The sequence below is a fragment of the Weizmannia sp. FSL K6-0777 genome, assembly GCF_038593185.1.
Taxonomy (GTDB): Bacteria; Bacillota; Bacilli; order Bacillales; family Bacillaceae_C; genus Weizmannia; species Weizmannia faecalis.
Genome location: NZ_CP151971.1, coordinates 2326207 through 2350375 on the forward strand (window position 1 = coordinate 2326207; position 24169 = coordinate 2350375).

General features: G+C 48.3%; 22 protein-coding genes, 1 riboswitch and 1 other annotated feature. Of the genes, 5 read left to right on the forward strand and 17 right to left on the reverse strand.

Going from position 1 to position 24169, the window contains the following annotated elements; translation table 11 throughout:
- Positions 1-42: 42 nt before the first annotated feature.
- The gene (gene trmB, locus NST70_RS11110; protein WP_326244506.1) at positions 43-705 is read right to left on the reverse strand and encodes a tRNA (guanosine(46)-N7)-methyltransferase TrmB; all 663 of its coding nucleotides are present in this window, start codon (positions 703-705) and stop codon (positions 43-45) included.
- A 155-nt stretch (positions 706-860) separates the two neighbouring features.
- Here trmB and NST70_RS11115 point away from each other — a divergent pair, with 155 nt between their 5' ends.
- The gene (locus NST70_RS11115; RefSeq protein ID WP_326244505.1) at positions 861-1139 is read left to right on the forward strand and encodes a YtzH-like family protein; all 279 of its coding nucleotides are present in this window, start codon (positions 861-863) and stop codon (positions 1137-1139) included.
- 168 nt (positions 1140-1307) lie between these two features.
- On the opposite strand, the gene NST70_RS11120 is transcribed toward NST70_RS11115, so the two are convergent.
- The 3 genes from NST70_RS11120 to thpR all read right to left on the reverse strand — a co-directional run bounded on the left by NST70_RS11120 (position 1308) and on the right by thpR (position 4057).
- The gene (locus NST70_RS11120) at positions 1308-2099 is read right to left on the reverse strand and encodes a phosphotransferase family protein (protein WP_326244504.1); all 792 of its coding nucleotides are present in this window, start codon (positions 2097-2099) and stop codon (positions 1308-1310) included.
- A gap of 425 nt (positions 2100-2524) precedes the next feature.
- Complete coding sequence (locus NST70_RS11125) at positions 2525-3475, reverse strand: NERD domain-containing protein (RefSeq protein WP_326244503.1); 951 nt, start codon at positions 3473-3475, stop codon at positions 2525-2527.
- A gap of 12 nt (positions 3476-3487) precedes the next feature.
- Positions 3488-4057 (reverse strand): RNA 2',3'-cyclic phosphodiesterase, encoded by a 570-nt coding sequence (thpR, locus tag NST70_RS11130; RefSeq protein WP_326244502.1) that lies wholly within the window; start codon positions 4055-4057, stop codon positions 3488-3490.
- Positions 4058-4208: 151 nt separating this feature from the next.
- Between thpR and NST70_RS11135 the strand changes: the two genes are divergently transcribed.
- Positions 4209-4376 (forward strand): hypothetical protein, encoded by a 168-nt coding sequence (locus tag NST70_RS11135; protein ID WP_019720672.1) that lies wholly within the window; start codon positions 4209-4211, stop codon positions 4374-4376.
- Positions 4377-4424: 48 nt separating this feature from the next.
- Here NST70_RS11135 and dat read toward each other — a convergent pair whose 3' ends face one another.
- Complete coding sequence (gene dat, locus NST70_RS11140; RefSeq protein WP_017552521.1) at positions 4425-5294, reverse strand: D-amino-acid transaminase; 870 nt, start codon at positions 5292-5294, stop codon at positions 4425-4427.
- Positions 5295-5390: 96 nt separating this feature from the next.
- Positions 5391-6809 carry a dipeptidase PepV gene (pepV, locus tag NST70_RS11145; protein ID WP_133536269.1) on the reverse strand — a complete coding sequence of 473 codons (1419 nt, stop codon included), beginning with the start codon at positions 6807-6809 and terminating at the stop codon, positions 5391-5393.
- Between the two features lie 784 nt (positions 6810-7593).
- On the opposite strand from pepV, the gene NST70_RS11150 reads away from it, so the two are divergent.
- Entirely contained in the window at positions 7594-7815 is a 222-nt protein-coding gene (locus tag NST70_RS11150) for a DeoR family transcriptional regulator (protein ID WP_017552518.1), read from the forward strand.
- Positions 7816-8309: 494 nt separating this feature from the next.
- Here the strand turns inward: NST70_RS11150 and NST70_RS11155 are convergent, their stop codons facing one another.
- The 7 genes from NST70_RS11155 to NST70_RS11185 all read right to left on the reverse strand — a co-directional run bounded on the left by NST70_RS11155 (position 8310) and on the right by NST70_RS11185 (position 16048).
- Positions 8310-9935, reverse strand: coding sequence for a polysaccharide biosynthesis protein (locus NST70_RS11155; RefSeq protein WP_013860004.1), 1626 nt, complete (start codon positions 9933-9935; stop codon positions 8310-8312).
- Between the two features lie 228 nt (positions 9936-10163).
- The gene (locus NST70_RS11160; RefSeq protein ID WP_013860005.1) at positions 10164-10349 is read right to left on the reverse strand and encodes a sporulation protein Cse60; all 186 of its coding nucleotides are present in this window, start codon (positions 10347-10349) and stop codon (positions 10164-10166) included.
- A 52-nt stretch (positions 10350-10401) separates the two neighbouring features.
- Positions 10402-10905 carry a hypothetical protein gene (locus tag NST70_RS11165; RefSeq protein WP_326244501.1) on the reverse strand — a complete coding sequence of 168 codons (504 nt, stop codon included), beginning with the start codon at positions 10903-10905 and terminating at the stop codon, positions 10402-10404.
- Entirely contained in the window at positions 10886-11371 is a 486-nt protein-coding gene (locus NST70_RS11170; RefSeq protein ID WP_326244500.1) for a hypothetical protein, read from the reverse strand. Before NST70_RS11170 ends, NST70_RS11165 begins: the two co-directional genes overlap by 20 nt.
- 125 nt (positions 11372-11496) lie before the next feature.
- Positions 11497-13911 carry a leucine--tRNA ligase gene (leuS, locus tag NST70_RS11175; RefSeq protein ID WP_013860007.1) on the reverse strand — a complete coding sequence of 805 codons (2415 nt, stop codon included), beginning with the start codon at positions 13909-13911 and terminating at the stop codon, positions 11497-11499.
- A 69-nt stretch (positions 13912-13980) separates the two neighbouring features.
- Positions 13981-14187: a binding site (T-box leader), on the reverse strand.
- 54 nt (positions 14188-14241) lie between these two features.
- Positions 14242-15429, reverse strand: a complete 1188-nt coding sequence (locus tag NST70_RS11180; RefSeq protein WP_326244499.1) for an MFS transporter — start codon at positions 15427-15429, stop codon at positions 14242-14244.
- A gap of 343 nt (positions 15430-15772) precedes the next feature.
- Positions 15773-16048 carry a YtzC family protein gene (locus NST70_RS11185; protein WP_014097661.1) on the reverse strand — a complete coding sequence of 92 codons (276 nt, stop codon included), beginning with the start codon at positions 16046-16048 and terminating at the stop codon, positions 15773-15775.
- A 374-nt stretch (positions 16049-16422) separates the two neighbouring features.
- Between NST70_RS11185 and NST70_RS11190 the strand changes: the two genes are divergently transcribed.
- Positions 16423-16995, forward strand: coding sequence for a class I SAM-dependent methyltransferase (locus tag NST70_RS11190; protein ID WP_014097660.1), 573 nt, complete (start codon positions 16423-16425; stop codon positions 16993-16995).
- 429 nt (positions 16996-17424) lie between these two features.
- Here the strand turns inward: NST70_RS11190 and NST70_RS11195 are convergent, their stop codons facing one another.
- Together NST70_RS11195 and NST70_RS11200 are read right to left on the reverse strand one after the other, a co-directional pair.
- Positions 17425-18519, reverse strand: coding sequence for a tetraprenyl-beta-curcumene synthase family protein (locus NST70_RS11195; protein WP_014097658.1), 1095 nt, complete (start codon positions 18517-18519; stop codon positions 17425-17427).
- 10 nt (positions 18520-18529) lie between these two features.
- On the reverse strand, positions 18530-19336 hold the full coding sequence (locus NST70_RS11200; protein WP_014097657.1) for an alpha/beta hydrolase: 807 nt from the start codon (positions 19334-19336) through the stop codon (positions 18530-18532).
- Positions 19337-19494: 158 nt separating this feature from the next.
- Here NST70_RS11200 and NST70_RS11205 point away from each other — a divergent pair, with 158 nt between their 5' ends.
- Positions 19495-20010, forward strand: coding sequence for a gamma carbonic anhydrase family protein (locus NST70_RS11205; RefSeq protein WP_014097656.1), 516 nt, complete (start codon positions 19495-19497; stop codon positions 20008-20010).
- A 370-nt stretch (positions 20011-20380) separates the two neighbouring features.
- Here NST70_RS11205 and asnB read toward each other — a convergent pair whose 3' ends face one another.
- On the reverse strand, positions 20381-22279 hold the full coding sequence (gene asnB, locus NST70_RS11210; RefSeq protein ID WP_017550245.1) for an asparagine synthase (glutamine-hydrolyzing): 1899 nt from the start codon (positions 22277-22279) through the stop codon (positions 20381-20383).
- Between the two features lie 230 nt (positions 22280-22509).
- The gene (gene metK, locus NST70_RS11215) at positions 22510-23721 is read right to left on the reverse strand and encodes a methionine adenosyltransferase (protein ID WP_014097654.1); all 1212 of its coding nucleotides are present in this window, start codon (positions 23719-23721) and stop codon (positions 22510-22512) included.
- Between the two features lie 145 nt (positions 23722-23866).
- Positions 23867-24015, reverse strand: a riboswitch (SAM riboswitch).
- Positions 24016-24169 lie beyond the last annotated feature (154 nt).

Below are 24169 nucleotides of genomic sequence, written 5' to 3' on the forward strand. Positions count from 1 at the left end.
TTTTCCCCTGCCGCGATGCAAAAAAAGCGCCCCGCACTGCCATTATCCTTGCAGTGCGCCGGGCGCGTTGCGGTATTTTGCCTCACAGCGGTAAATGCGCTGCCCTTGTGCGGAAAACTTTTCTTCATATTCCGTCATGACATTGCCGGAAAAATCACTGCGATGCAAATCAAGGCTGATATTTTTTAACAGCAGGCCATATTCAGAAAAACTTTGCAGCGAGTATTCGAACAGGCCCTGGTTGTCGGTTTTTAAATGAATTTCCCCGCCGTCCGCCAAAATGTCTTCATACAGCTGCAAAAAAGTGCGGTATGTGAGCCGCCGTTTTTCATGGCGTTTTTTCGGCCACGGGTCGGAAAAATTCAAATAAATCCGTTCGACATCGCCTTTTGCAAAAAATTCCCGCAACCGTGCACCGTCTGCATTCAACAGTTTTACATTCGGGCTGTTCTTTTCAATCTGCTTATCGAGCGCAGATACGATCACGCTCGGCTGTTTTTCGATCCCGAGAAAATTGATTTCGGGATGCTGTTCCGCCATTTCGGAAATGAACCGGCCTTTCCCTGTTCCGATTTCAATATGGAGCGGGTTGCCGTTTCCAAACAGCGCCTGCCAATGGCCGCGCCATTTTTCCGGGTCCGGTACGACGAATTGCGGGTACTTCTTTAATTTTTCTTCCGCCCACGGCTTATTCCGTAATCTCATAAAAACACCCCAACTTATATTTTTTGGCAAAAGCCAGGCCTGCCTGCATAAAAAAAAGAGGCAGGTTAAACAATAGAGTATGTATGGAGGCACCGGCGCAAGACCTTCATGCACATGTCAATAGCTGCATATCTCAAGTGAAGGATGTGTTCCACTTGGCACTCAGCCATCGCGACCAGTTAACCTTATTGACGGATATTTTGTACGATCATCAAACAGACTGCTGCGGATCTATTTCAGAATGTGAACAATTGGAAAGGCTGGTCAAATCATTGCTCGTCAATCCGGCTGTCGCAAATGATATGAAACAAACGCTGACAGATGTTTACAGCTACAGCCAGGCGGGAAAATATGCACAGCATTTGGACGACCATATTGAAGCCCACCAAAACAAGCTTGAGGAATGGGTTGACCAGCTGAACACCTATTTTTAAAGAATGAGGAGCGGCAAAAAGAAGAGAAACCATCACCCGGTTTCTCTTCTTTTTCATTCGAAACCGGGAAACACAAGGCACTCTTTTTTTGAAAGCAATAAGCCCGCAGCCAGCGTTCTCTAAAGCCCCTGTAAAAGCAGTCCCGGGCAAACGCGGATGAGCCTTCTCTTATTTTTTCACGCCGCCATGCACACTCTGCAAAAAATCAAGCCAGTGCTGCATTTCTTCGTACCGGCCTTTTTCTTTATGCCAGCAAATCATCACGATCGCCTGGTAAATGGTATGCCATTTCATCCGGAGCGAAAGACTCGCGGTCATTTCCGTGCCGTATTGGCGCAGCCATCTTTTCCAATTTTCGGGCGGAATGTAAGCGTACAGAAGCATGCCGATGTCCATTGCCGGATCGCCGATCAGCGGGCCGTCCCAATCGATCAGAAACAATTCATTTTCGTTTGATAAAAGCCAGTTATTATGATTGATATCGCCATGGCAGACGACACAATCCCCGTATGCAACGTTCGGCTGTTCGCGTTCGAGAAATTCAAGGGCATCCAAAACACCCGGTGCATCGGGCCATTCCCCTTTTGCGCCGGATTTGAGATCATGCAACATGTTTTCGGGCTCCATCGATTCCAGCCCGAGCCTTTGCAGCATCGTTAAAAGCGGTTTTGAGTCGTGAATTTTTTTCAGCATCCTAGCAACGCGTTCTTCTTCCATTTCGTAAGGCTTTAGTTCCCTGCCCTCCACCCACTGCTGGGCAGTGATGGTGTCGCCGTTTTCAAGCCTTTTCGTCCAGACAAGCTTCGGGACAATGCCTTCAGCGGATAACACAGCCAGAAACGGCGATGAATTCCGTTTTAAAAAGAGGGATTGTTCCTGGTATTTGGCATAGAAGGCTTCTCCTGTCGCCCCCCCTGCCGGCATGATCTCCCAGCCTTTTCCTAATATATCTTCCAACATATTCACCTTCAAATTCAGTAAGTCAACCTCACACCGATGAAAAAACAGCGATATAAAATGGACGAAACTTTGCGTCCCTGTTATAAAGCCGGGAAAAGCAGGATTTGTAAAAAAGTAAAAAATGCCATTTCTTTTTACACAAAACATTGGCGCGCATTTTTCATGTTTGCTGAAAAATCCGCAGCTGCCAGTTTTTTCACGGCAAACGGAGACAAAAACAAAAAAAGACAGCTATTGGCAAGTATCATTCACAATAGCCACCTTTCAGTAAATTTTATCGCTTTTTGACTTTTTTCGTCAAGCGCAATTTTGGTTTGGCACGGGCCCGGGTTTCCCGAAAGTGTTGAAATGCCGGTAAGGCAGCTTTTTGTATGCCAATAATTTTCCAATGCTGCAGAACAAATTTTTACAAGGGACAACCCGCTTTATTCCCCGCCCCCGCCACGGGCAGCCCCGCTGTTTCCGGAACTTGTATTTGTGGCCAGGCATTCGTTAAGCAGCACTTGCGCCGCCTTCAGCTGCATATATTTAAACGGCGAGCGCAAATTCCGCTGATGCCGGAACCATTCGGCATGCGGGCGTTTGTCAAGAATATGGAGGCCGTCCGGCGCATCCGGCCATTGGATAAACCCGTTCCGGCAAATGAGCGCCCTTTCGACCGGAAACGTGATATCATGCCGTTTCAAAATGCTGCGCACGACTTTTTCCGTCCGCGCGAGGGCAATGGCCGGATTTAAAATCTTTTCTTCGTTCCCGGCTGTCCGCTTCTTCCAGAAACGGCCGTTCGACCCGAAAAAGACGGCATCTTTTTCTTTTTCCACAAAGGCAATACACCACACTGCCATTGGCGAAATCAAAAGATGTTCCATTTCCAAAACAGCTTTTTTGAATGAAAAAACTGGCCGGTACATCAATAAAAATGTATCCGGAAATCTTTGCAAAAAATATTTTAAATCCGGGTCAAAATAAAGGACAGCCGGGATTTCGGACTGTTGCAGCAAAGTGGAACTGGCCCATTTCAGCTGGAAACGGAACAGCTGGTCGAGAAATAATTTTTTTAACTGGTCTTCCGTCTCCGGCAAAAAGGCAAGCTGCGGGGCAAAATCCAATTCCCCGGGAGGCGCGGGGGAAGCCGGCGCGGCTTGCTCCTCTATTTCAGCCGTATCTTTTCTTTTTAACCATTGTTTCATGCGGGAAAGGACCTGGCGCGATTCTTCCGGCGCAGGCGCTTCCTCTTCTTCCTCCGGCCCGTTTTCCCAGTTTTCCCGGAATTTTTCCCACTGTTGTTTTTTCAGCCGGATAAACTGGTTGGTGTAACGGATTAAGTCTGTTTCATAACGTGATACAAAGTCTTGCATTTTTAATAACTGTCCCATTTTCCTTTTCCCTTACTTCAAATTCTGTGCATCAGCCAGCCTGAAAGACTGCACGATTTCGTATTTTGGCGTTTTATGGAGATTCGTCCGGTAGAGCACGATCCGGTCTGCCGAAAAAGGCACCGGTTCCGGCAAATACCTGTCCAGCATGCCGGCAGCAAAAGGCCTGTCGCCGCCCCATTTCCGCGCCAGCGTAATATGCGGGCGAAACGGCCTTCGATCAAGTGAAAATCCTGCTTCAAGGCAGCAGCCGGCCACCATTCTTTCGAGATCAAAAAGCGGCTGCGATTCCTGTATGCCTGCCCAGAGCACGCGCGGTTCGTCTTTTTTTCCAAAAGTGCCGTAGTGGTCAAACACAAGCGGCAGCACGTGGAATGCGCCGATTTTATCTGCAATCAGCCGGTTCGCTTTTTCCAATTGCGCCTCTTCTGCCGCTCCCAAAAAAGCAAGGGTAATATGGGCATCATCGCGGTGCACCCATCGCTGGAACGGCAGGCTGCTTTTCATGCCGGCAGTTGCCTGCTGCAATTTTTGTTTGAGCGCTTCCGGCAGCATGACGGCATAAAAATAATGGTTTGCCATCGCTTTTTTCGCCCCTGTCCATCATGGTTTTGTGTTTATTTTAACAAAAACCGCCCTGCTGGTATACTGTGCAAAACTTGGTTTCTGCAATTTTCCATGTTTTTATTTTTCAAAATCGGGTATATAAATATGTTAAGGGGGGGGAGCTGGAGTGAAGATTGGCGACCATGTCATGTACAAAGGAGAGAATTGTGAAATCGTATTTATTTACAAAAGCGGGTATTGTGAACTGAAAAAGCCGTTTCTTCATCAGATTGTGCTTGCCCGCATGTCGGAGCTTGAACCGGCAGGAGAAGAAGAGGCCAGGCTCCAAAAATAGCAGGGGCTTCCTTTAACCGTTTCTCCGGCTAAAGGAATGCCCCTTCTTTTAGTTTGGCGCCCCCGGAACCGCTTGAGCCGAAAGGGCATGAATCTCCCTATCAAAAGCATGCTGCAGTTTTAACGTTACCGTGCCCGGTGTTCCGCCTGCAACGGGTTTACCGTCAATGTCCACAACCGGCATCACTTCGGATGTCGTGCTTGTAATCAGGACTTCATCCGCCGTGCACAAATCCTCTACCGTAAATGGCTCTTCCCGGAAAGGAATGCCTTCTTTCCCGCAAATGCCAAAGACCACTTGTCTTGTAATTCCGTTTAAAATGAGGTTCGTTGCCGGGTGTGTCAATAGCACGCCGTCTTTCACAATAAATACATTCGACGATGAACCTTCTGTCACTGTTTCGCCGCGGTGCTGGATTGCCTCATAAGCGCCATTTTCCGCAGCTTTTTGTTTGGCGAGCACATTGCCGAGCAGGTTCAGGCTTTTGATGTCGCAGCGCAGCCAGCGGATGTCTTCCGCAAGCACCGCTTTTACGCCTTTTCTCATTTTTTCCAGCGGCCTTTCCATTTCACTCGTGTATGCAACAAACGTCGTTTCGCTTGTTTCCGGAAAATGGTGTTTCCGTTTTGCGACGCCGCGCGTAAATTGCAAATAGACAATCCCTGTATGGAGCTGGTTTGCCGCAACCAGTGCTTCCAATTGCGCCGTCAGCTGCTCCATTGTATACGGAATGTGGAGCGAAAGTTTTTCCGCGCTTGAATAGAGCCGTTTTAAATGCATTTCGCTTGTAAACAGCCTGCCCCCGTATACGCGGACCACTTCGTAAATGCCATCCCCGAACTGATAACCGCGGTCTTCAATATCAACACTTGCTTCTCCCCTGTCGACCAGGGTGCCGTTTAAAACCAGTTTCTCCATGATGCAACCCCTTTGCCTTTCTTCATTTTATTGCGGCTTTCCCGACCATTTCTGTGCTTGCTTGCGGCCCGCCGGCATTGACGCTCACAGCTGAAGTCACGCGTGCTTCCCGGCCAGTTCATAAATGGACTGTGCATAAATCGCCGTTGCTTTGAGCAAATCTTCCACATACATGTACTCATCTTTTTGGTGCATGACATCTTCGCGTCCCGGGAAAAGCGCCCCAAATGCCACACCTTTTTTAAGGGTACGTGCATATGTACCACCGCCGATTGCCAATAGCTTCGCTTCCTCTCCGGTCTGCTCCTCGTACACTTTCGCAAGCGTCGTAATCAGCGGGTCATTTTTGTCAACATAATGCGGTTTCTGATCGGAAAAATGATCGAAACGCAAGCCGTCTTTTTTTAATTTCGACACAATTTTTGTTTTTCCTGCTTCAAGATCGAAAGTAACGGGATAACGCATATTTAATCCTATGCGGCCGCCTTTTTCCTGATGATAGGACATGATCCCGATATTGATCGTCAATTCCCCGGAAACTTCATCTTTGTACCCGATGCCGAAATATTCACCGCGTGAACGGCCGAAGAACTGGTTGAGCGTTTTGATGAATTTTGCCCCGGCACGGTCAAGCGCCACACTGTTTAAAAATTTTGCCAGATAAAGCCCCGCGCTTTTTCCGTTTTCCGGTTCCGCGCCATGGGCCGAAACGCCTTCCAGCTTTAAAATCAAAACGCCGCCGTCCACGAAATCCTGCCCGGCAAGCCCGGTTTCCTTCTGATAATCCTGGAATTTTTGCAAAAGTTCCGTCTGCTCGCCGTGCGCGACAAGGCGTGCCTCCGCATAGTCCGGCACCATATTGTAGCGGCGCCCCGATTCAAAAGAAAGCAGTTCCGCCTGCTGCGGGTCTTCCGTTTTTTCCGGATCCTGGATAATGTCAAAATCGGCAATCCCTTTTTCCGCATAAATGATCGGGAAGTCGGCATCCGGCGAAAACCCGATGGCCGGCATTTCCTCGTTTGCAAAATAGGCGTCCATGCATCTCCAGTTGCTTTCTTCATCTGTCCCGACAATGAGGCGCACCCTTTTTTCAAGTGGCACCCCGAGTTCTTTTACAATTTTCATGCCGTAATAAGCCGCCATTGTCGGGCCTTTGTCGTCGCTTGAGCCGCGCGCATAAATTTTCCCGTCTTTGACTGTGCCGCTGTACGGGTCAACTGTCCAGCCGTCCCCCTCCGGCACTACATCGACATGCCCGAGGATCCCGAGAATGTCTTCTCCTTCCCCCATTTCAAGGTGGCCGGCGAGATTTTGCACATTTTTCGTTTTGAACCCGTCTTTTTCACCGAGATCGAGCATATATTGGAGCGCCTCCCTGACGCCTTGCCCGAGTGGTGCTTCTTCCGTTGCATTCGCTTCATCGAGAACGCTCCTGATCTGCAAAATCCCTTTCAGATCGCGGATCAAATCCTCTTTCCTTTTTAATACTTCTTCCATCCAGTGGATATCGGCCATTTTTGTCGCTCCTTTATGTTGTCATTCGTTCTTTATTTTACTTCTTTTTCCATTGATTACAAAATGAATTGATATCTTTTGCGGGCGGGGGATGAAAGACAAAACTTTGGCCGGCAAACGGCATTTTGTCCTTCATCGGAGGGATGAAGGACAGAACGTGGTGCCGGAACCGTCGAAATGTCCTTCATTGGCGTGGTGAAGGACAAATCACGAACCGGAAATCAAAATATTGTCCTTCATAACCGCGATGAAAGACAAAACAGTTGAAGGCAAACGGCGAATTGTCCTTCATAACCGCGATGAAAGACAAAACGTGGTGCCTGGACTGCCGAAACGTCCTTCATTGGCGTGGTAAAAAACAAAATACCAGCCAATCCGACCTGTCCGATTGGAACGGGCGCCCAATTAGACAAAATTGCCAGTCACTACACGCCAATTGTTCCATTAGCACGCCTAATCAGAAAAGCAAACAGCAAAATGTCTTTCACCGGGCTGGCAAAGGCCATACCTTTAGCCGGATTACAGCAACCCAGGGAAAAGGGTGGTGAGAAGAAAACGCTATCATTAGTGGTTATAAACTTAGCAGGCACAACATATGGTGTAAACAAGAGCTGATATATTTGTCAATTCAGGCAAAAAGATGTACAATATAATTGTCTGACATCTTAGAAAAAATTTTAGAAAAAGGAGTTGTCCGAACGGCACGCTATTCCTGTAAGCTAAACACATGTTGTAAAGCTGTTTGTCGTCTTTGTCTTTGGAAAAAAGATGAGGGAGTGGTATTTTGAAACCATCAACAGACCGTATGCTTACTCGTATTAAGTCGATTTATATGTTTATTAAAGAGAAAGGGACTGTGACAACCCAGGAACTGGTAGATGAGTTCGGCATCACTCCTCGCACCATTCAAAGAGATTTGAATGTGCTGGCATACAACGACTTGGTCAAAAGCACACACAGGGGGATTTGGACAACAACCAGCAAAAAAGTTAAGATGTCATCTTAGAGAAAGAAACAAATTGTTTTTTTGGAAAGCGGCAGCGGAGACATGCAGTGCCGCTTTTGGCATGTTTAAGAGCCTTTTATCCCCGCCATTTTCTTTTACCACAACGCCATCTCACAAGTTAAATGCGCCTCACCCTTATATCCGTTTTGCCTTCCCTGCACCAACTTTTTACCCAAATATGAAATCCTGCCTCCATCTATTAAACCCTGACACCGGGCACCTATCCGCTAAAGTGGGATTCAGCTTTTACTCCCGCTTGAAAACCCGCCTCCACGCATTGAACCCTGACACCGGAAACCTATCCGCTAAAGAGGGGGCAGCTTTTTACTCCCGTTTGTAGCCCACGGCTAAACGGTTGAACAACCGAAAACGCCAGGAAGTCCAGCTTTTTACCGCAGCTTGCAATCCCGCTGTCACGATAAAACAGCCAGATACACAACTTTATCCCGCGTCTTGCCCGCAAGCCAGCTTCCTGCCGCACACACCCCGTTTCCTTACCGCATATGCAACCTGGCCTTCACGCGTTGAATCCTTACGCCGAACAGCTTGTCCGCAAGTTTCGATTTCAGGCCAAGGTAGGCATAAACAACCGCACCGGCCGCGGCGCAAATCGTGACAATCAGCAATGCCTGCCACCTTGAAGAAGGCGAAAGCACAAGCGTGAGCCCTTTATATACGGCACCGGTCACCGCCAGCATGACGGCATTAAAAATCAGAATCAAGATCGTGCGCCGGATCACTGTCCGATACGGATAGGCTGCGAAAAGTTTGATCACAATAAAGCTGATCAGAATCGACGCTGTATAACCGATTGCCGTGGCGTAGACTGCGCCGAGAATCCCAAACATTTTGATCAGCGGGATATTCAGGCTTAATTTTAACAAAAGCCCGACGAGCAAGCTTAAAATCGTCCAGCGCTGCTCATTGATCCCCTGCATGATCGCCGCCGTCACGGAATAAAGCGAGAACAAAATAGCAACCGGCGCATAATGCATCAGCACGCTGACCGAGACGGCGTTATCCGTATTATAAAAAATCGCAAAAATAGGCTTGGCCAAAAGCGACATCCCAAGCGCAGCCGGCACCGTAATAAAAAGCAGCACCTGCAATGTCTGGTCAACAGATCGGACGAGCATATCGCGCTCCCTTTTTGCGAAAGCTTCCGTAATCATCGGAACAAGCGTCATGGAAAAGGCGGTCGCAAGGGAGACCGGAATGATGACAAGCTTGTGCGACTGGAAATTCAACATCCCGAGCTGCGTCTGCCACATTTTCCCGAGCCCGACCGCTTCCATACCGCGCTTCACTGTCAGCTGGTCAACCATTTGGTAAAGCGAATTGGCGATCCCGACAAATACAAACGGCAAAGCAGAAAGGATGATTTCTTTATACAGCGTGGGGATCGAAACATGCATTGTGCCTTTGTCCTGTTCAAGCAGCCGGTCAAGATGCGGTTTTCGTTTGAACCAGTACCAAATGAGCACAAACAGGCTCGCCATCCCGCCGACAAAAGCCGCAAATGTTGCCGCGCTGATGGCGGACACGATGCTGCCGTGAAGGATATGCAAAATCACGTAAGCACCGATCAGCATAAATAAAATCCGGACAACCTGCTCCACAACCTGGGAAACAGCAGAAGGCCCCATTGACTGGTGCCCCTGGAAAAAACCGCGAATCAGGCTCATCACCGGAATAATGATCAGCGCAAAACTGACCGCCCGGATCACCACCGTCACATCGGCTTTTGAGAAAACCTGCGCTTCCTGCTTGCCGGCCATCGCCAAATCCGTAAAATACGGGGCAAAAACATACATCACAAGAAAGCCGGCAATACCGGTCACAATCATTAAATACATGCTCGACCTGAACAGCTTCCGGCTGACCGCATATTCTTCCAGCGCATTGTATTTTGCCACATATTTTGCGACAGCAAGCGGGACGCCTGCCGTGGAAATGCTGATAAAAATATTGTAAGGGACATATCCGAACTGATAGAGTGCCTCCGGTCCCGATCCGCCGATGATCGCATCAAACGGAATCACATAGAATACCCCGAGAATTTTCGAGATGATCGTCCCAAGTGTTAAAATAAACGTGCCGCGCAATAATTTTGAAGACATAAAATCCCTTCCCGCCCGAAATGATCTTCCGGCCGCCCCTGATGCGGACGGGCCTTTTTTCACACACTATAATGTAGTGTACCGCGAACATACCCGCTTGACAATTTTTTTATGAAGAATTTTTTTCGCGGACAGGCGGCGGGATGGATGGCAGTTGGGACTGCAGCTGCCATGGATCATATTTTACAATCGTGTGGACGAAAAAAATCCGGGCCGGGCAACCCCGCTTTATTTATGGTATAAAATCATCGCCGAAAAACAGTAAATCTGGTCGTCGTCCTCCGGCTCCACCATGGCGGCAATATTATATTTGACATCAATGAGCTGGTCTTCGCTGATTTTTTCCAAAAACGTATTCATGCTCTCCTCAAGGTCTTTCTCATGTTCACAATCAAAAAGTTTAACCTGTACCATTGTGGCCCCTCCCTGTTTTATTTATTTCTATTATCTCCAATTTCAGAACATTTTAATCAGGCACTTCGATTTTTAAAATCCAATTGGCATAAGTATAAAATACCGGGAAAAGGAAGCAATAGGAAACCAGTGAATGGAGATTGTCCCACCCTTCCAAGTAATGAAATACCCCGAACCGAACGGAAATGGATTCCATCAATAATGTGAATCCAATCCAGACAAGCAAATAAAACAGCACGATGCGCACAGAGCGAAGCCGCGCCCGGAATAAACTCTGTACCGTAATAAACAAATAGCCGTACAAAGTAAAAACCGGAATATAAATAATAAAGTCGAATAGTTCGATATCTTTGGAATCAAATGTATTGTATAAGTTTAAAGGATACATCCCGCTAAGCACTTCATCCGCAAAGCAGGCCATTGCTGTAAAAAACAGCCCGGTCGCAAGCCCTGCTTTCCATGAAACGGCTTTTGGAAGAAGATACAGTGCCAGCATCAAACCTGCCAAAGCAACAAGGGTAAAGATTTCATTCTCGTCAAATTTTTTCGGAAGCATGCCGGCGCACCTCCTTTTTCCTGTCCAACCATCTATAGAGCGCATCGCCCACGTGTACCACCGCAAGATCAGTGAAGAAGAAAGCAAGGGCATACCGCCATGACCATTCGTAGGTATACAGAATTTGTAAAAAATCGAGGATGGCGACATAACCCGTAAAAACAAGGAAAAAACTTACAGCGGCCAGGGTTTTCCGGCCGGACGTCCGTGATATGTGAAATACGTGCAAATACAGCAAAAACAAAAGGGGCACCTGAAACAGAACAAGCAACCTGGAAATATAGAACATCGGTGTATGGTGATCATGAACAAAGTGCAGGTTCATTTCCAATATCCTTAAAAAATTGATTGTCCAGTAATATAACCATAAGTAAAGCAGCAATGATTTCATTTTTTCTGCCTGAAACAGCGCGCGGGATAAATATGCCAGTCCCGCCCCTGCCAAAAGTGAAAATAAAAGAACCATCTTTTTTCCCCTTTTTTGTGGTTGATAGTCCTAGTTTGCCATTTCACAAACAAATTATGAATTTCACGCATAAAAAATGGGGCTTACGGCCATTTCACCGTAAAGCCCCGTTTTCCGGAAATCCATTAGTTTGCCACAATGTTGACAAGTTTGCCCGGCACGGCAATGATCTTGCGAATCGTTTTTCCTTCCGTAAACTCTTTGATTTTTTCATCCGCAAGCGCGAGTTTTTCCATGTCCTCGCGGCTCATGTTGCGGTCGATCTTCACTTTGTTGCGGACTTTGCCGTTCACCTGGAGGACAATTTCCACTTCATTGTCGACGAGTTTTGAAGCATCAAAAGAAGGCCATGCTTCATATGTGATCGTGCCGCTGTGGCCGAGTTTTTCCCACAGTTCTTCGGCAATATGCGGGCAAAACGGCGACAGCAGCTTGACGAAGCCTTCCACATACGTTTTCGGTATGACTTCCGCTTTATAGGCATCGTTGATAAACACCATTAATTGCGAAATGGCCGTGTTAAAATGAAGGGCATCGATATCTTCCGTCACTTTTTTGACCGTCAGATGATACGTTTTTTCAAGTGCCGGATTGGCCTTGTCCTGGATTTTTTCTGACAGGCTGCCGTCTTCATTCACAAACAGGCGCCAGATCCTGTCAAGGAAGCGGCGGGAACCGTCAAGGCCGTTTGTCGACCATGGAATCGAAGCATCCAAAGGGCCCATGAACATTTCGTACAGCCTGAGCGTATCTGCCCCGTGCGACTCAAGAATGTCATCCGGATTGACGACATTGCCGCGCGATTTGCTCATCTTTTCATGGTTCTCGCCAAGGATCATGCCCTGGTTGAACAATCTTTGGAATGGCTCTTTCGTCGGCACAACGCCGATATCGTACAAAAATTTATGCCAGAAGCGGGCATACAGCAAGTGAAGCACCGCATGCTCAGCCCCGCCGATGTAAAGGTCAACCGGCAGCCATTTTTTCAGTTTTTCCGGATCGGCAATCGCTTTGCGGTTTTTCGGATCGATGAAACGGAGGAAGTACCAGCAGCTTCCTGCCCATTGCGGCATCGTGTTTGTTTCGCGCCGGCCTTTTTTCCCTGTTTCCGGATCCACAACATTGACCCATTCTTCAACATTTGCAAGCGGTGATTCGCCTGTTCCGCTCGGTTTGATTTCCGTCATTTTCGGAAGCATGAGCGGCAGCTCTTCTTCCGGCACGGCAGTTATGGTCCCGTCTTCCCAGTGGATGACCGGGATCGGCTCGCCCCAGTAACGCTGGCGGCTGAACAGCCAGTCACGCAGGCGGTATGTCACTTTTTTCTGCCCAATCCCTTTTTCTTCAAGCCATTCGATCATGCGTTTAATGGCTGCCTGCTTGCCCAGCCCGTTTAAAAACCCGGAATGGACGTGTTCGCCGTCGCCGGTATAGGCTTCTTTTTCAACATTGCCGCCTGCGACGACTTCTTTTATCGGCAAATTGAATTTGCGGGCAAATTCATAGTCGCGTTCGTCATGGGCCGGCACCGCCATGATTGCGCCTGTCCCGTAGCTCATTAATACATAATCGGCAATCCAGATTGGCATTTTTTCGCCGTTGGCAGGGTTCACGGCATACGCCCCTGTAAATACGCCGGTTTTTTCTTTCGCAAGGTCGGTCCGTTCGAGGTCGCTTTTTGACTGCACCTGGGCAATGTAAGCCTGGACCGCTTCGGCCTGCTCTTTCGTTTTAATTTTATCCACAAGCGGGTGTTCCGGCGCAAGCACGGCGTAGGTCGCCCCGAACAGCGTATCCGGGCGGGTCGTGAAGACGGTGAACGTTTCATTTGTGCCTTCAACCTGGAATGTCACTTCCGCCCCTTCCGAACGGCCGATCCAGTTGCGCTGCATATCCTTAATGCTTTCCGGCCAGTCCAGTTCCTCGAGGTCTTCAAGAAGGCGGTCCGCGTAGGCGGTAATTTTCAGCATCCACTGGCGCATCGGTTTGCGGATGACCGGATGCCCGCCGCGTTCGCTCTTGCCGTCAATGACTTCTTCGTTTGCAAGCACGGTTCCGAGCGCAGGGCACCAGTTGACCGGCACTTCATCAATATAAGCAAGCCCGTTTTTCCACAGCTGCAGAAAAATCCACTGCGTCCATTTATAATATTCCGGATCAGATGTGTTGATTTCCCTGTCCCAATCATAGGAAAACCCGAGCGCTTTGATCTGGCGGCGGAATGTATGGATATTTTGAATCGTGAAAACAGCCGGATCATTGCCGGTATCAATCGCATACTGCTCAGCCGGAAGCCCGAATGCATCCCAGCCCATCGGATGAAGCACATTATACCCTTGCATCCGTTTCGCCCGCGAGATGATGTCGGTCGCCGTATATCCTTCCGGGTGCCCGACGTGGAGGCCCGCCCCCGACGGGTACGGAAACATATCCAGGCAGTAAAATTTTGGTTTATTTTCGTCTTCACCGGCACGGAACGTTTGATGTTCTTCCCAGTAATGCTGCCATTTCTTTTCGATTTTCCGGTGGTCAAAACTCATGACAGACTCCTCCTTTTTTATGTATCGACATTGACAACAAAGCAACACAAAAAACCTCCCATCCCAGGGAAAAGGGACGAGAGGGTTCTCCCGCGGTACCACCCAAATTAGTGCAAGCACTCACTTTAAGTCCTTAACGCGGAATACGGCAAATACTAAAACGGGTTCATATTTGCAACTCAAAGGCGAGTTCACGGGGTTCCCTGATTGGCTTGCACCTCCCGCCAATTCTCTTGTTTCAGTGCCGCCGTTACTGCTCCTTGTCAACGTTCTTCTATCGTTTATTCAATTTATAACCTATTTTACAGAAATTCATTCCCGGTTTCAACATTATTTTCCTGCCACCTCAGAATGCGGTTTTTTTGCGAGCGGGCGGTCATACAACAAGGCCAGTAAAAGGGAAACGGCGAGAAAGAAAATGAGCAATCCGAACAATGCCTTCATGCCGAATGCATCTGCGACAAACCCGCCTACAACAGGGCCAATCATTCTGCCGCATGTTGCGACACTGTTAATGATGCCCTGGTAAAACCCTTCCCGCCCTTTCGGCGAAAGCGTATTGGCAACTGCGGGCACAGCCGGCCAGACAAACATTTCCCCGACCGTTAAAATGCCCATTGCCACTGCAAAACCGGGAAAATGCCCGGCAAAGGCAACGACAGCGAATGACAGCATAAAAATGGCCGTCCCAGCAACAATTTGCTGTTTGACTTCCGGCAAGAACCGCTTTAAAAACGGCAAAAGGAGCGGCTGGCCGAGCACGATGATCGCGCCGTTCAATGTCCAAAGAAAGCTGTACTTGTTCAGCGATATATGAAGCGTCTGCGTATAAGTGGAAATCGTAGCCGTCCATTGCGTGTACGCCGTCCATGCCAGGAAATAAGCAAAGCATAATATGATGAGGGATGCCACTTGCGCCCTTCCTGCACTTTTGGCAGAAACAGCGGCTGCTCCCGCATACCCAGCATGTTTTTCGGCAATATTCCGGTAGCCGAAGATGGCAATCGCCATAAAAACGAGAAAAAGTGCAAGATTCGCTGCAAAAATAAGGTCAATGGAATAAGAGGCAATCACACCTCCCAGCGCGGCACCGAGTGCAACCCCGATGTTGTTGGCGACATAGATGGCATTGAACGCTTTTCTCCCTCCGCCTTTCCAAGCCGCGCCCGCCATTGCAAGGATCGCCGGGCCGATCATGCCGGAACCGAGCCCGATGGCACCGAGGAAAAATACATAATCCGGCCAAGCGTGGTTCCATGTCAAGCCGGCAAGCGCCGCGGCAGAGATCAAGCCACCCAGTATTACGGAACGGTAACCTCCGATTTTATCATGCAAATATCCACCCAAAAGACTGCCGATGACGCTTGTAAAATTATTCAGCATGAGCACAAGCCCGGCGATAAACAGCGATTTACCGAGATGATCGTGGATATAGATTGAATTTAACGGCCATAAAAAAGAAGCGCCAGTCATGTTGACAGCCATGCCAATGACAAGCAGCCACACAGTTTTTGGCAAAATGAATGCCCCCCTGCTAATGAATCGATCAAAGGAAATTGTAGGGGTTTTTCCCGACAGTTACAAGCATTCTTGCAAAATATAAATATTATGGCAATTCCCCGTCCTCTACTTGATCCAACATTTGCATTAAAAGCGGGATAAGGCCCGTGCCCTATCCCGCTTTCATGAATCCGGCCGGCTTTTCTTGTTGTTTTTCCTAATTTTAACGTGCCGAAACTGCTCCCATATTCCCGTTGTTCCCGCCGGATTTTTCGCTGGGTTACTTGCCTGGCTTTTCCGTTTTCCCCATTTGCTTATTGAGCATTTTGCCCCAGCAAGTTTCCGGCTTACGTTTTTCCAATTACATGGTCGGTTCATGTTCCTGTAAAATCATCTCGTTTTGCAGCTGCTGAATCACAAGGCGCATACGGTGGAGGCGCTCACGCTGCTGGGAGTTGGCACTGATCGCCAATTTGCAAAGTTCATTATAGGCTTCTTCCAGCTCTGTTAACGGTTCCGAAAAATCATAATAGCCGTAGTTTTCCTGGCGGTTGCCTTCCGCAAATTGCTCACGCGCCGATTGAACGGCTTGCTCGCAACGGTTGATACAATTTTCGACTGCTTCCCGTGTGGCCATCACGATTCCCCCCTTTATGCTTTGAAGCGTGCAGGCTTCATTTGTATAATGCCCCGTGCAGAAAAAATGTTTCCCCAGCGCATTGGGAGTTTCTTCCCGACAGCTCGATTTAGAATCCGAGCCGCCTTTGCACCCGCACCCGTTCATGGTAAAATGCAAAAGGAGTGCGCTGCATAAAGACGGTTTTTTACCATTTTGGGGCGCGAGCCTGTATGTCTGAAGAATAAGAACGATTTTGCCGTGTCCATTCCGGTATTCGAATGGAAAGCGCTGAAAAATATGATTTACATGGGGCACATTTGCCTTTTCACAGTAAAAAAACAGGCGTTCAACTTTCGCCTGTAGACCAATCAATAAATGGAGATGCTGCAAAGATGAATATGCTTCCTGTTCTCTCATTTGCTCATTTACTTTTAGAAAAAGCTGTAAAGAGCGGCGGTTTTGCCATTGACGCAACAGCCGGGAACGGGCATGATACTGTATTTCTCGCCAAACGGGTTGGAGAAGGTGGAAAAGTGTTTGCTTTTGATATCCAGCCGGAAGCGGTGAGGCGGACAAAGGAACGCCTGGAGAAAGAAGGCCTCGTTACGCGCGCCGAACTTTTCTGCACCGGCCATGAACATGCCAGCGAATGCATCCCGGCAGCGCTGCATGGCAAGATCAGCGGAGCGGTTTTCAATTTGGGCTATTTGCCGGACAGCGACAAAACGGTCATTACCCGGCCGGAGTCAACCATTGCCGCACTCGAGCAGATTTTTTCCATGCTTGAAACCGGCGGGATCATCGCAGTTGTGGTTTACCACGGCCATGAAGGCGGCGCGTATGAACGTGACCGGCTCCTGGATTATGTAAAACAGCTCGATCAGAAAAAGGCGCATGTGCTCCGGTATGAATTTCTCAACCAGGCAAACCATCCGCCTTTTCTTATTGCTATTGAAAAACGATAACGAAGGATCGATTGGTTCGGATTCAAAACATAACGGGAACCTGGCTTTTTCATGTCATTCCCAAAAGCGATAACATATGCGCCGGCTACGAACAGCTGCCTTTTTCAATCGCATATGAATCTGACCGGGTTCTGGATTATGCAAAGCCCGCCTTTTTTCATGCCATTCAAAAAGCGATAACAAAAGGGCCGGGTACGAAAAGCACGCCTTTTCTCATTGCCTTTGAAAAACGGTAACAACGGGGCCGGGTACGAAAGCCCGCCTTTTTTAATCGTATATGAACACGGCCGGCTCTTGAATGATGCAAAAAGTCCGGCCGGAAAAAGCCACATTGCTCCGGTTTCCTCAACCAGACAACCATCCGCCTTTTCTAAAAACGGCAACAAAGGGGCCGATAAAATCTGCCCTTTCCCGTTGCCACCAGCCGGCTCATTTTACTATTGTTTTTGCCAGGCTGGCCGGGATCATGTTTTTGATGGCGCGGTACATTTTTCCGTTAAAATAAAAGAATAAACTGATCGAGCCGGCAAATTTGATCATTTTCCGCGACAATTTCTGAACGCTCCGCTGCTTCTTCACCTTTTCATCTGACAAATAAACAGCCAAAAGCCCCCGGTTAATCAGTTTATGAAATTTTTCATTTGGGAGTCGGGCCGTATGTTTATCCGCCTCCTGCAAAAAATGCTTCAGCCGTTTAAACAGCTCTTCTTCGCTCGGGTAATAAAAACAAAAATTCAAGTCTCCGCCTTTTTTGTCTTCGTCCTGGTCGATAAAATAATCCAGCAGAATATGCAACCCCTGAATATAAGGAAAATACCCGTCACGGATGATTGTCGCATATTCAGGGCGGAAATCGTCCCGGAGCGCGTAGGAAACAAGGCAGAAAATCCCGAGGGTCGAGCCGGAACAGGCGGAAAACTCATACCATTCCATATCTGGAAAATCCGGCTTGTAGCGCAAAAACCATTCCTTTAGCCGCGGCACCCGTTCCTCTACGCGCACATGTTTATGTACTTGCAGATCCGAATAATAACGGCAAAGTTCCAGCAAATAAGGTTGAATGGCTTTATATTGAGGGATGCGGCTCAACACAACCTGGCATGTCCGCACGAGTTCATGCAAATAACCACCGTCATCCTGGTCCAGTCGGTAACGGTAATAATTTTTCAACGGTGCGCCGACTGTAAGCGCATCGGACATGGACTCGTGCAGTGCTCGGAAATCAACCGGGTCAAGCGATGTGCTGCGGTCGCATAGATTATCAAGATAGTCGCTGATCGTCTGGTAAGCGACAATAAACCGAAAAGCCGCTGTCCGCTCTTCCATTGCCAAAAGGCCGAGGATCGATCCGCCTTCACAGTGAAACGTTTTATGTTGAATGCTGGCGAGCGCCTGTGTCTTTAATTCATCATTGGGAATCTGGCGTGCCTTTTCCCGCCAGTAATGGAGTTCACGGTGGACAGCCGGCATCACCCGGCGGTAAACTTGCGCCATTAATGAGATCGGATAGGATGGAATTGTCACAAGCGTCACCTCATTCTAATATATAGCCTAACGTGCGGAGCCGGTTTTCCACAAAATTTTTCGCATAAAGGAAAACATCTTCCCTTTCCGGTTCATTGAAAATTTCATGGTAGCATTTCGGCCATTCTTTGTATAATTTTTCGGACACGGAAGTTTGGTTAAACCAATTTACGACAGCCCCCTTGTCCACAATTTTGTCATTCCCGGCCTGCATGACAAGAAACGGGACGTCCGGCAGCCGTACGGTATCCATCTGTGCCTGCCGCATCGCTGCGAGCAGCTCACGGTACCAGCGGACAGATACTTTTGTCAGCATCAATGAATCGTTGACCGCCTGCATTTGAATATCCTTATTCCGCGTTGCCATTTGCACGGTCAGCGGGCTGTTAAAGCGGAGGCCCGGGGCAATCCGGTTTAACCCGATCGAAAGCAGGCCGAGCAGCTTTGAAGGATACTGGACAAGCCCAAGGCACGGCGAGGAAAGAATAACCCCCGCGATTTTCAGATGTTCCTGCTCAAGCAGCCGGATGACCGCCAGCCCGCCCATGCTGTGACCGAGGAGAAAAATCGGGAGGTCGAACTGATAGGCTGCCGTCACCCACTCTTTTATCTCTGTTGTATATTCATCAAAGGAATCAATATGCCCCCTTTTTGCTCTTGATGTCATCCCATGACCGGGAAGATCGCCCATCACGACATGATAGCCGCTTGATCTCCACATCTCAATTAGCCAGCTGTAGCGGCGGTGATGTTCCATCGCGCCATGAACTATGACGATGACTGCTTTTGGGTTTTCATCTGCTTCCCATTTCCACATGTTCCTGCCTCCTTCAAAACCTGCGAAACCATCCTGCTTTTATTTTACCCATAATCCTTCTGTTCTGAAAAACATATGCCATTTTTAACCCGATTTATTCACAATTTATTCCCAATTCTTTAAGATAAAAGAAAAGATCAAAATAGGAGGGTATGAATATGATTTATGCTTACAATGGAAAAACCCCTTTGATTGCGCCAACTGCTTATATTGCTGACAATGTGACCGTTACGGGGGACGTTGAAATCGGCGATGAATCCGGCATCTGGTTTGGAACCGTTATCCGCGGCGATGTCGCACCGGTAAAAATCGGACAAAAGGTAAATGTCCAGGATAACTGCGTCCTGCACGAAAGCCCGCAAACACCGCTCATACTGGAAGATGAAGTGACGGTCGGCCACCAGGTAATTTTACATAGCTGCCATGTTCGGACAAAAGCTTTGATCGGCATGGGTTCAATTATTCTTGACGGCGCCGAAATCGGGGAAGGCGCTTTTATTGGCGCCGGCAGCCTTGTAACGCCCGGGAAAAAGATTCCTCCGCATACGCTTGCGTTCGGCCGCCCGGCAAAAGTGATCCGTGAACTTACCGAAAAAGATATCCAGGACATGCGCCGCATCGTCCGCGAATATGCCGAAAAAGCACAGTACTATAAAAATTCCGTCGGGCGCTGACAAAGGTTACCGGCGGGGACAAAAATAACGCCTTCTTTAAAAGCATCGGCAGCCGCACTGTTTTAAGCCGCAAACAAGCGAAAAAATGAACAAAAAAAGCCATGCTGCGAACCGGGATAAATGCAAAGCTTACCAGGCATATACGAAAAAAGCGTTATACGATAAAGGGGCCTGCCCCCGTTTCCGATTACACGGAAGCGGGGCCAGACCCCCCTTTTTTGTCCCAGCTTTCTTACTGTGAAACGCTGAACGAACATCGGACCATTTCACAATTCCATCCCCTTTTGAAGACGGAAAAACCTCCTGCCCGCTCATTTTGCGGACAACTTTATCCGGTTATTTTCCCGATTGTGAATCGATTTTTTGGAGATTACAGCGAAGCGCCGGCAAGCCGCCCTTGTGCGCCTTTTTGGAAATCGTACTTGTCTTCCATATACACGGCATGCCAGAGCATGAAAATGAGCACGGTCCAGATTTTCCGGCTGTAATCGAGCTTGCCTGCACAATGGTCTTCCAAGAGCTTCAGTACATATTGTTTGTTGATGATGTCATCGGTCGGGCTCGTTTTGATGATCTCTGCCGCCCAATCATGCATTTCATCTTTCAGCCAGTGGCGGATCGGGACCGGGAACCCGAGTTTTTTCCGATTCAGCACATGTTCCGGCACAATGCCCTCTGCCGCTTTGCGCAAAACATACTTCGTTGTGTTATGAGACGTTTTTAAGCTCGCCGGAATTTGCGAAGCGACCCGGAACACTTCTTTATCCAAAAACGGCACACGCAGTTCAAGTGAATGGGCCATCGTCATCCGGTCCGCCTTCAGCAAAATATCGCCGCGCATCCACGTATGGATATCGATATATTGCATCCGGTTAACCGGATCATAGCCTTTTGTTTCATTGTACAGCGGCTTTGTGATGTCACGGTAGTCAAGGCTGTTGTTATAAGTCAACAGCAAGTCGCGTTTTTCTTCTTCGGTGTACATTTTCGCATTGCCAATATAACGGTCTTCCATTGGCGTGACGCCGCGTTCGATAAAGCTTTTTCCTTTTACCCCTTCCGGCAACACTTTCGCCAAAGCTTTCAAAATAGATTTTCCGGCAGCCGGAATTTTATCAAAAACTTCAAGCGACTGCGGTTCACGGTAAATATTATAGCCGCCGAACAATTCATCCGCGCCTTCGCCAGACAGAACAACGGTCACGTACTTTCTTGCTTCACGCGCCACAAAATAAAGGGGCACACAGGCAGGATCTGCGAGTGGATCGTCCATATGCCAAATGATTTTTGGCAGTTCTTTCATGTATTCTTCCGGCGTGATCACATAGCTGATATTTTCAACCCCGAGTTTTTCCGCCGTTTCTTTGGCCACATCAATTTCGCTGTAGCCGTCGCGTTCGAAGCCGACGGAGAATGTTTTAATGCCCGGATGGAACTGTTTTGCAATCGATGCCGTAATCGAGGAATCGATCCCACCCGACAGGAATGCGCCAACCGGTACATCGCTGCGCATATGGACTTTCACCGAATCAATCATTACGTCACGCACTTCTTGAATAAATTCGTCCTCGCTTTTATGAACCGGGTGGAAGGATGCTTTCCAATATCGTTTGATTTCCATCGGTTTGCCAATTTTTTTCACAAAATAATGGCCCGGTTCAAGTTTCCGGATGTCTTTTGTCATGGTGAAAGGTTCGGGCACAAATTGGTAGGTTAAATAATATTGGACAGCATCATAATTCAGTTCTGGTTTTTCCATGGCAAGCAAAATGCTTTTCTTTTCAGAACCGAAATACATTTTATCGCCGTCTTCATAATAGAAGAACGGTTTAATGCCGAACGGGTCACGCGCGCCGCAAAGCGTTTGTTCCTGCTTATCCCAGATCGCAAACCCGAACATCCCGCGCAGACGTCCGATTGCTTTTTCGCCGTAACGGCTGTACATGGCAAGAATGACTTCCGTATCCGAATTCGTTTCGAATGTCATCCCTTCTTTTAGCAGTTCTTCACGCAATTCCACATAGTTATAAATTTCGCCATTAAAAATAATCCAGTACCGTTCGTTTTCGTATGTTAAAGGCTGGTGCCCCGCCTCGATATCGATAATGCTCAGGCGCCTGAAACCGAACTGGATATGCTCGTCTTCATAAAAGCCTTCATCATCCGGGCCGCGGTGCTCAATCATATGATTCATCTGTTTAAACTGTTGCCTGTCTTCGTCTGATAATGTAACGGGATGGTCATGGACGCAGCCAATAAATCCGCACATGTAAAAAGTCACCTACTTCATTTCGATATACTCTATTGTAAATTTATTTCTTTAAAAAACAAATGCATTTCCGCCAAAATTTGACGGCCAAATTCTGCACATGTAATATAGTTTAGCATGTTTTCCGCCAGTTTGCAGGGTTTTTGTTAAAAATGAGGCAAACAGGATTCCTTATTCCCGCCGTTTTATGAAAAAGAGCGGCCTGTATACCAGGCGCGCTCTTTTTCATATTATTTTCCGATATGATTGCGGGCGAATTCGTTCAACGCCCCGGCTTTGTCCGTTTTTTCCCAAGGCACATCCAAATCATCGCGGCCGAAATGCCCGTACGCAGCGATCTGCCTGTAAATCGGACGGCGCAAGTCGAGCATTTTGATAATGCCGGCCGGGCGCAGGTCAAAATGAGCTTCGACCGCCTCGATCAGCACTTTTTCCGGCACTTTTCCGGTCCCAAACGTATCGATGGAAATAGAAACGGGCTTCGCCACCCCGATCGCATACGCAAGCTGTACCTCGCATTTTTCCGCAAGGCCTGCCGCAACAATATTTTTCGCAACATAGCGGGCGGCATAAGCAGCGGAACGGTCCACTTTCGTCGGGTCTTTCCCGGAAAATGCGCCGCCGCCGTGACGTGCATAGCCGCCGTACGTGTCGACAATGATTTTGCGGCCGGTCAGCCCCGCATCCCCTTGAGGGCCGCCGATAACAAAGCGGCCGGTCGGATTAATCAAATACTTTGTATCCGCATCGAGCAAGTGTGCCGGCACAACCGGTTCAATGACGTATTTTTTCATATCTTCCTGGATTTGTCCGGCGCTTGTGTCAGGATCATGCTGCGTTGAAATGACAATCGTATCAATGCGGGCAGGCTGGTTGTTCTCGTCATATTCAACTGTCACCTGTGTCTTCGCATCCGGGCGCAAATACGGGATCACTTCTTGTTTGCGGAGTTCAGCAAGACGGCGGGCAAGCTTGTGGGCAAGCGAAATGGGAAGCGGCATCAGCTCTTCTGTCTCATTGCAGGCAAACCCGAACATCAGGCCCTGGTCGCCGGCTCCGATTGCCTCAATCTCTTCGTCGCTCATCCCGCCTTCGCGGGCTTCCAAAGCCTGGTTAACGCCGCGCGCAATATCTTCGGACTGTTCGTCAATCGATGTCAGCACAGCGCATGTTTCCGCATCAAACCCGTATTTCGCGCGCGTATAGCCGATCTCTTTAATGGTCTTGCGCACCACTTTCGGAATATCCACATATGTATTGGTGGAAATTTCCCCCGTGACAAGCACGAGCCCTGTTGTGACGGAAGTTTCACAGGCAACGCGGGCATTCGGGTCTTTTTCTAAAATGGCATCCAAAATGGCATCGGAAATCTGGTCGCAAATTTTGTCCGGATGGCCTTCCGTCACCGATTCCGATGTGAACAAATGCCGTCCTTTTAACATCCGCTTTTCCTCCTTATATGGTTACATATTGGAAACGGTACTCATACCCTAAACTCGATTCATTTCATGTACAAAGCCAAAAATAAAAACCTTCCCCATTCATCATGAGTGGAAAGGTTTTGACTTCAATCAATCGCGCCTTTCACTCTTATCGTTCAAGGAAACAATCCTTGCTGCAGGTTAGCACCTTTGCCTGGAAGTCAAGCGGCAGCTGCGTTGCGAGCGCATTGCCTGTTCCAGAGGCGGGTTGCTGGGTTTCATCGGGCCCGTCCCTCCACCAGCTCGGGATAAGAGTATCCGTTCAAAGTAAAATCATACGCAATTTAGCAGGCGCTGTCAATGATTTTTTCGCCCTTCTCCCCTTTGTCCTCTGCATTTTTCCCGGAAAAAAGTATGTAATAAACGGATGAATATGTTATACTGATATCGTTTAAAGTGAAATAAGTTA

Excerpts from the sequence above, each read along its gene's own strand:
- NST70_RS11155 (WP_013860004.1), bottom strand. The coding sequence starts at position 9,935 with ATGTCTTCAAAATTATTGCGCGGCACGTTTATTTTAACACTTGGGACG.
- pepV (WP_133536269.1), bottom strand. The coding sequence starts at position 6,809 with ATGGCCGATATCCACTGGATGGAAGAAGTATTAAAAAGGAAAGAGGAT.
- leuS (WP_013860007.1), bottom strand. The coding sequence starts at position 13,911 with ATGAGTTTTGACCACCGGAAAATCGAAAAGAAATGGCAGCATTACTGG.
- thpR (WP_326244502.1), bottom strand. The coding sequence starts at position 4,057 with ATGGCAAACCATTATTTTTATGCCGTCATGCTGCCGGAAGCGCTCAAA.
- NST70_RS11125 (WP_326244503.1), bottom strand. The coding sequence starts at position 3,475 with ATGGGACAGTTATTAAAAATGCAAGACTTTGTATCACGTTATGAAACA.
- NST70_RS11120 (WP_326244504.1), bottom strand. The coding sequence starts at position 2,099 with ATGTTGGAAGATATATTAGGAAAAGGCTGGGAGATCATGCCGGCAGGG.
- NST70_RS11170 (WP_326244500.1), bottom strand. The coding sequence starts at position 11,371 with ATGGTTCTTTTATTTTCACTTTTGGCAGGGGCGGGACTGGCATATTTA.
- NST70_RS11185 (WP_014097661.1), bottom strand. The coding sequence starts at position 16,048 with ATGGCCACACGGGAAGCAGTCGAAAATTGTATCAACCGTTGCGAGCAA.
- metK (WP_014097654.1), bottom strand. The coding sequence starts at position 23,721 with ATGTTAAAAGGACGGCATTTGTTCACATCGGAATCGGTGACGGAAGGC.
- trmB (WP_326244506.1), bottom strand. The coding sequence starts at position 705 with ATGAGATTACGGAATAAGCCGTGGGCGGAAGAAAAATTAAAGAAGTAC.
- NST70_RS11205 (WP_014097656.1), top strand. The coding sequence starts at position 19,495 with ATGATTTATGCTTACAATGGAAAAACCCCTTTGATTGCGCCAACTGCT.
- NST70_RS11165 (WP_326244501.1), bottom strand. The coding sequence starts at position 10,905 with ATGCTTCCGAAAAAATTTGACGAGAATGAAATCTTTACCCTTGTTGCT.
- dat (WP_017552521.1), bottom strand. The coding sequence starts at position 5,294 with ATGGAGAAACTGGTTTTAAACGGCACCCTGGTCGACAGGGGAGAAGCA.
- NST70_RS11160 (WP_013860005.1), bottom strand. The coding sequence starts at position 10,349 with ATGGTACAGGTTAAACTTTTTGATTGTGAACATGAGAAAGACCTTGAG.
- NST70_RS11190 (WP_014097660.1), top strand. The coding sequence starts at position 16,423 with ATGAATATGCTTCCTGTTCTCTCATTTGCTCATTTACTTTTAGAAAAA.
- NST70_RS11200 (WP_014097657.1), bottom strand. The coding sequence starts at position 19,336 with ATGTGGAAATGGGAAGCAGATGAAAACCCAAAAGCAGTCATCGTCATA.
- asnB (WP_017550245.1), bottom strand. The coding sequence starts at position 22,279 with ATGTGCGGATTTATTGGCTGCGTCCATGACCATCCCGTTACATTATCA.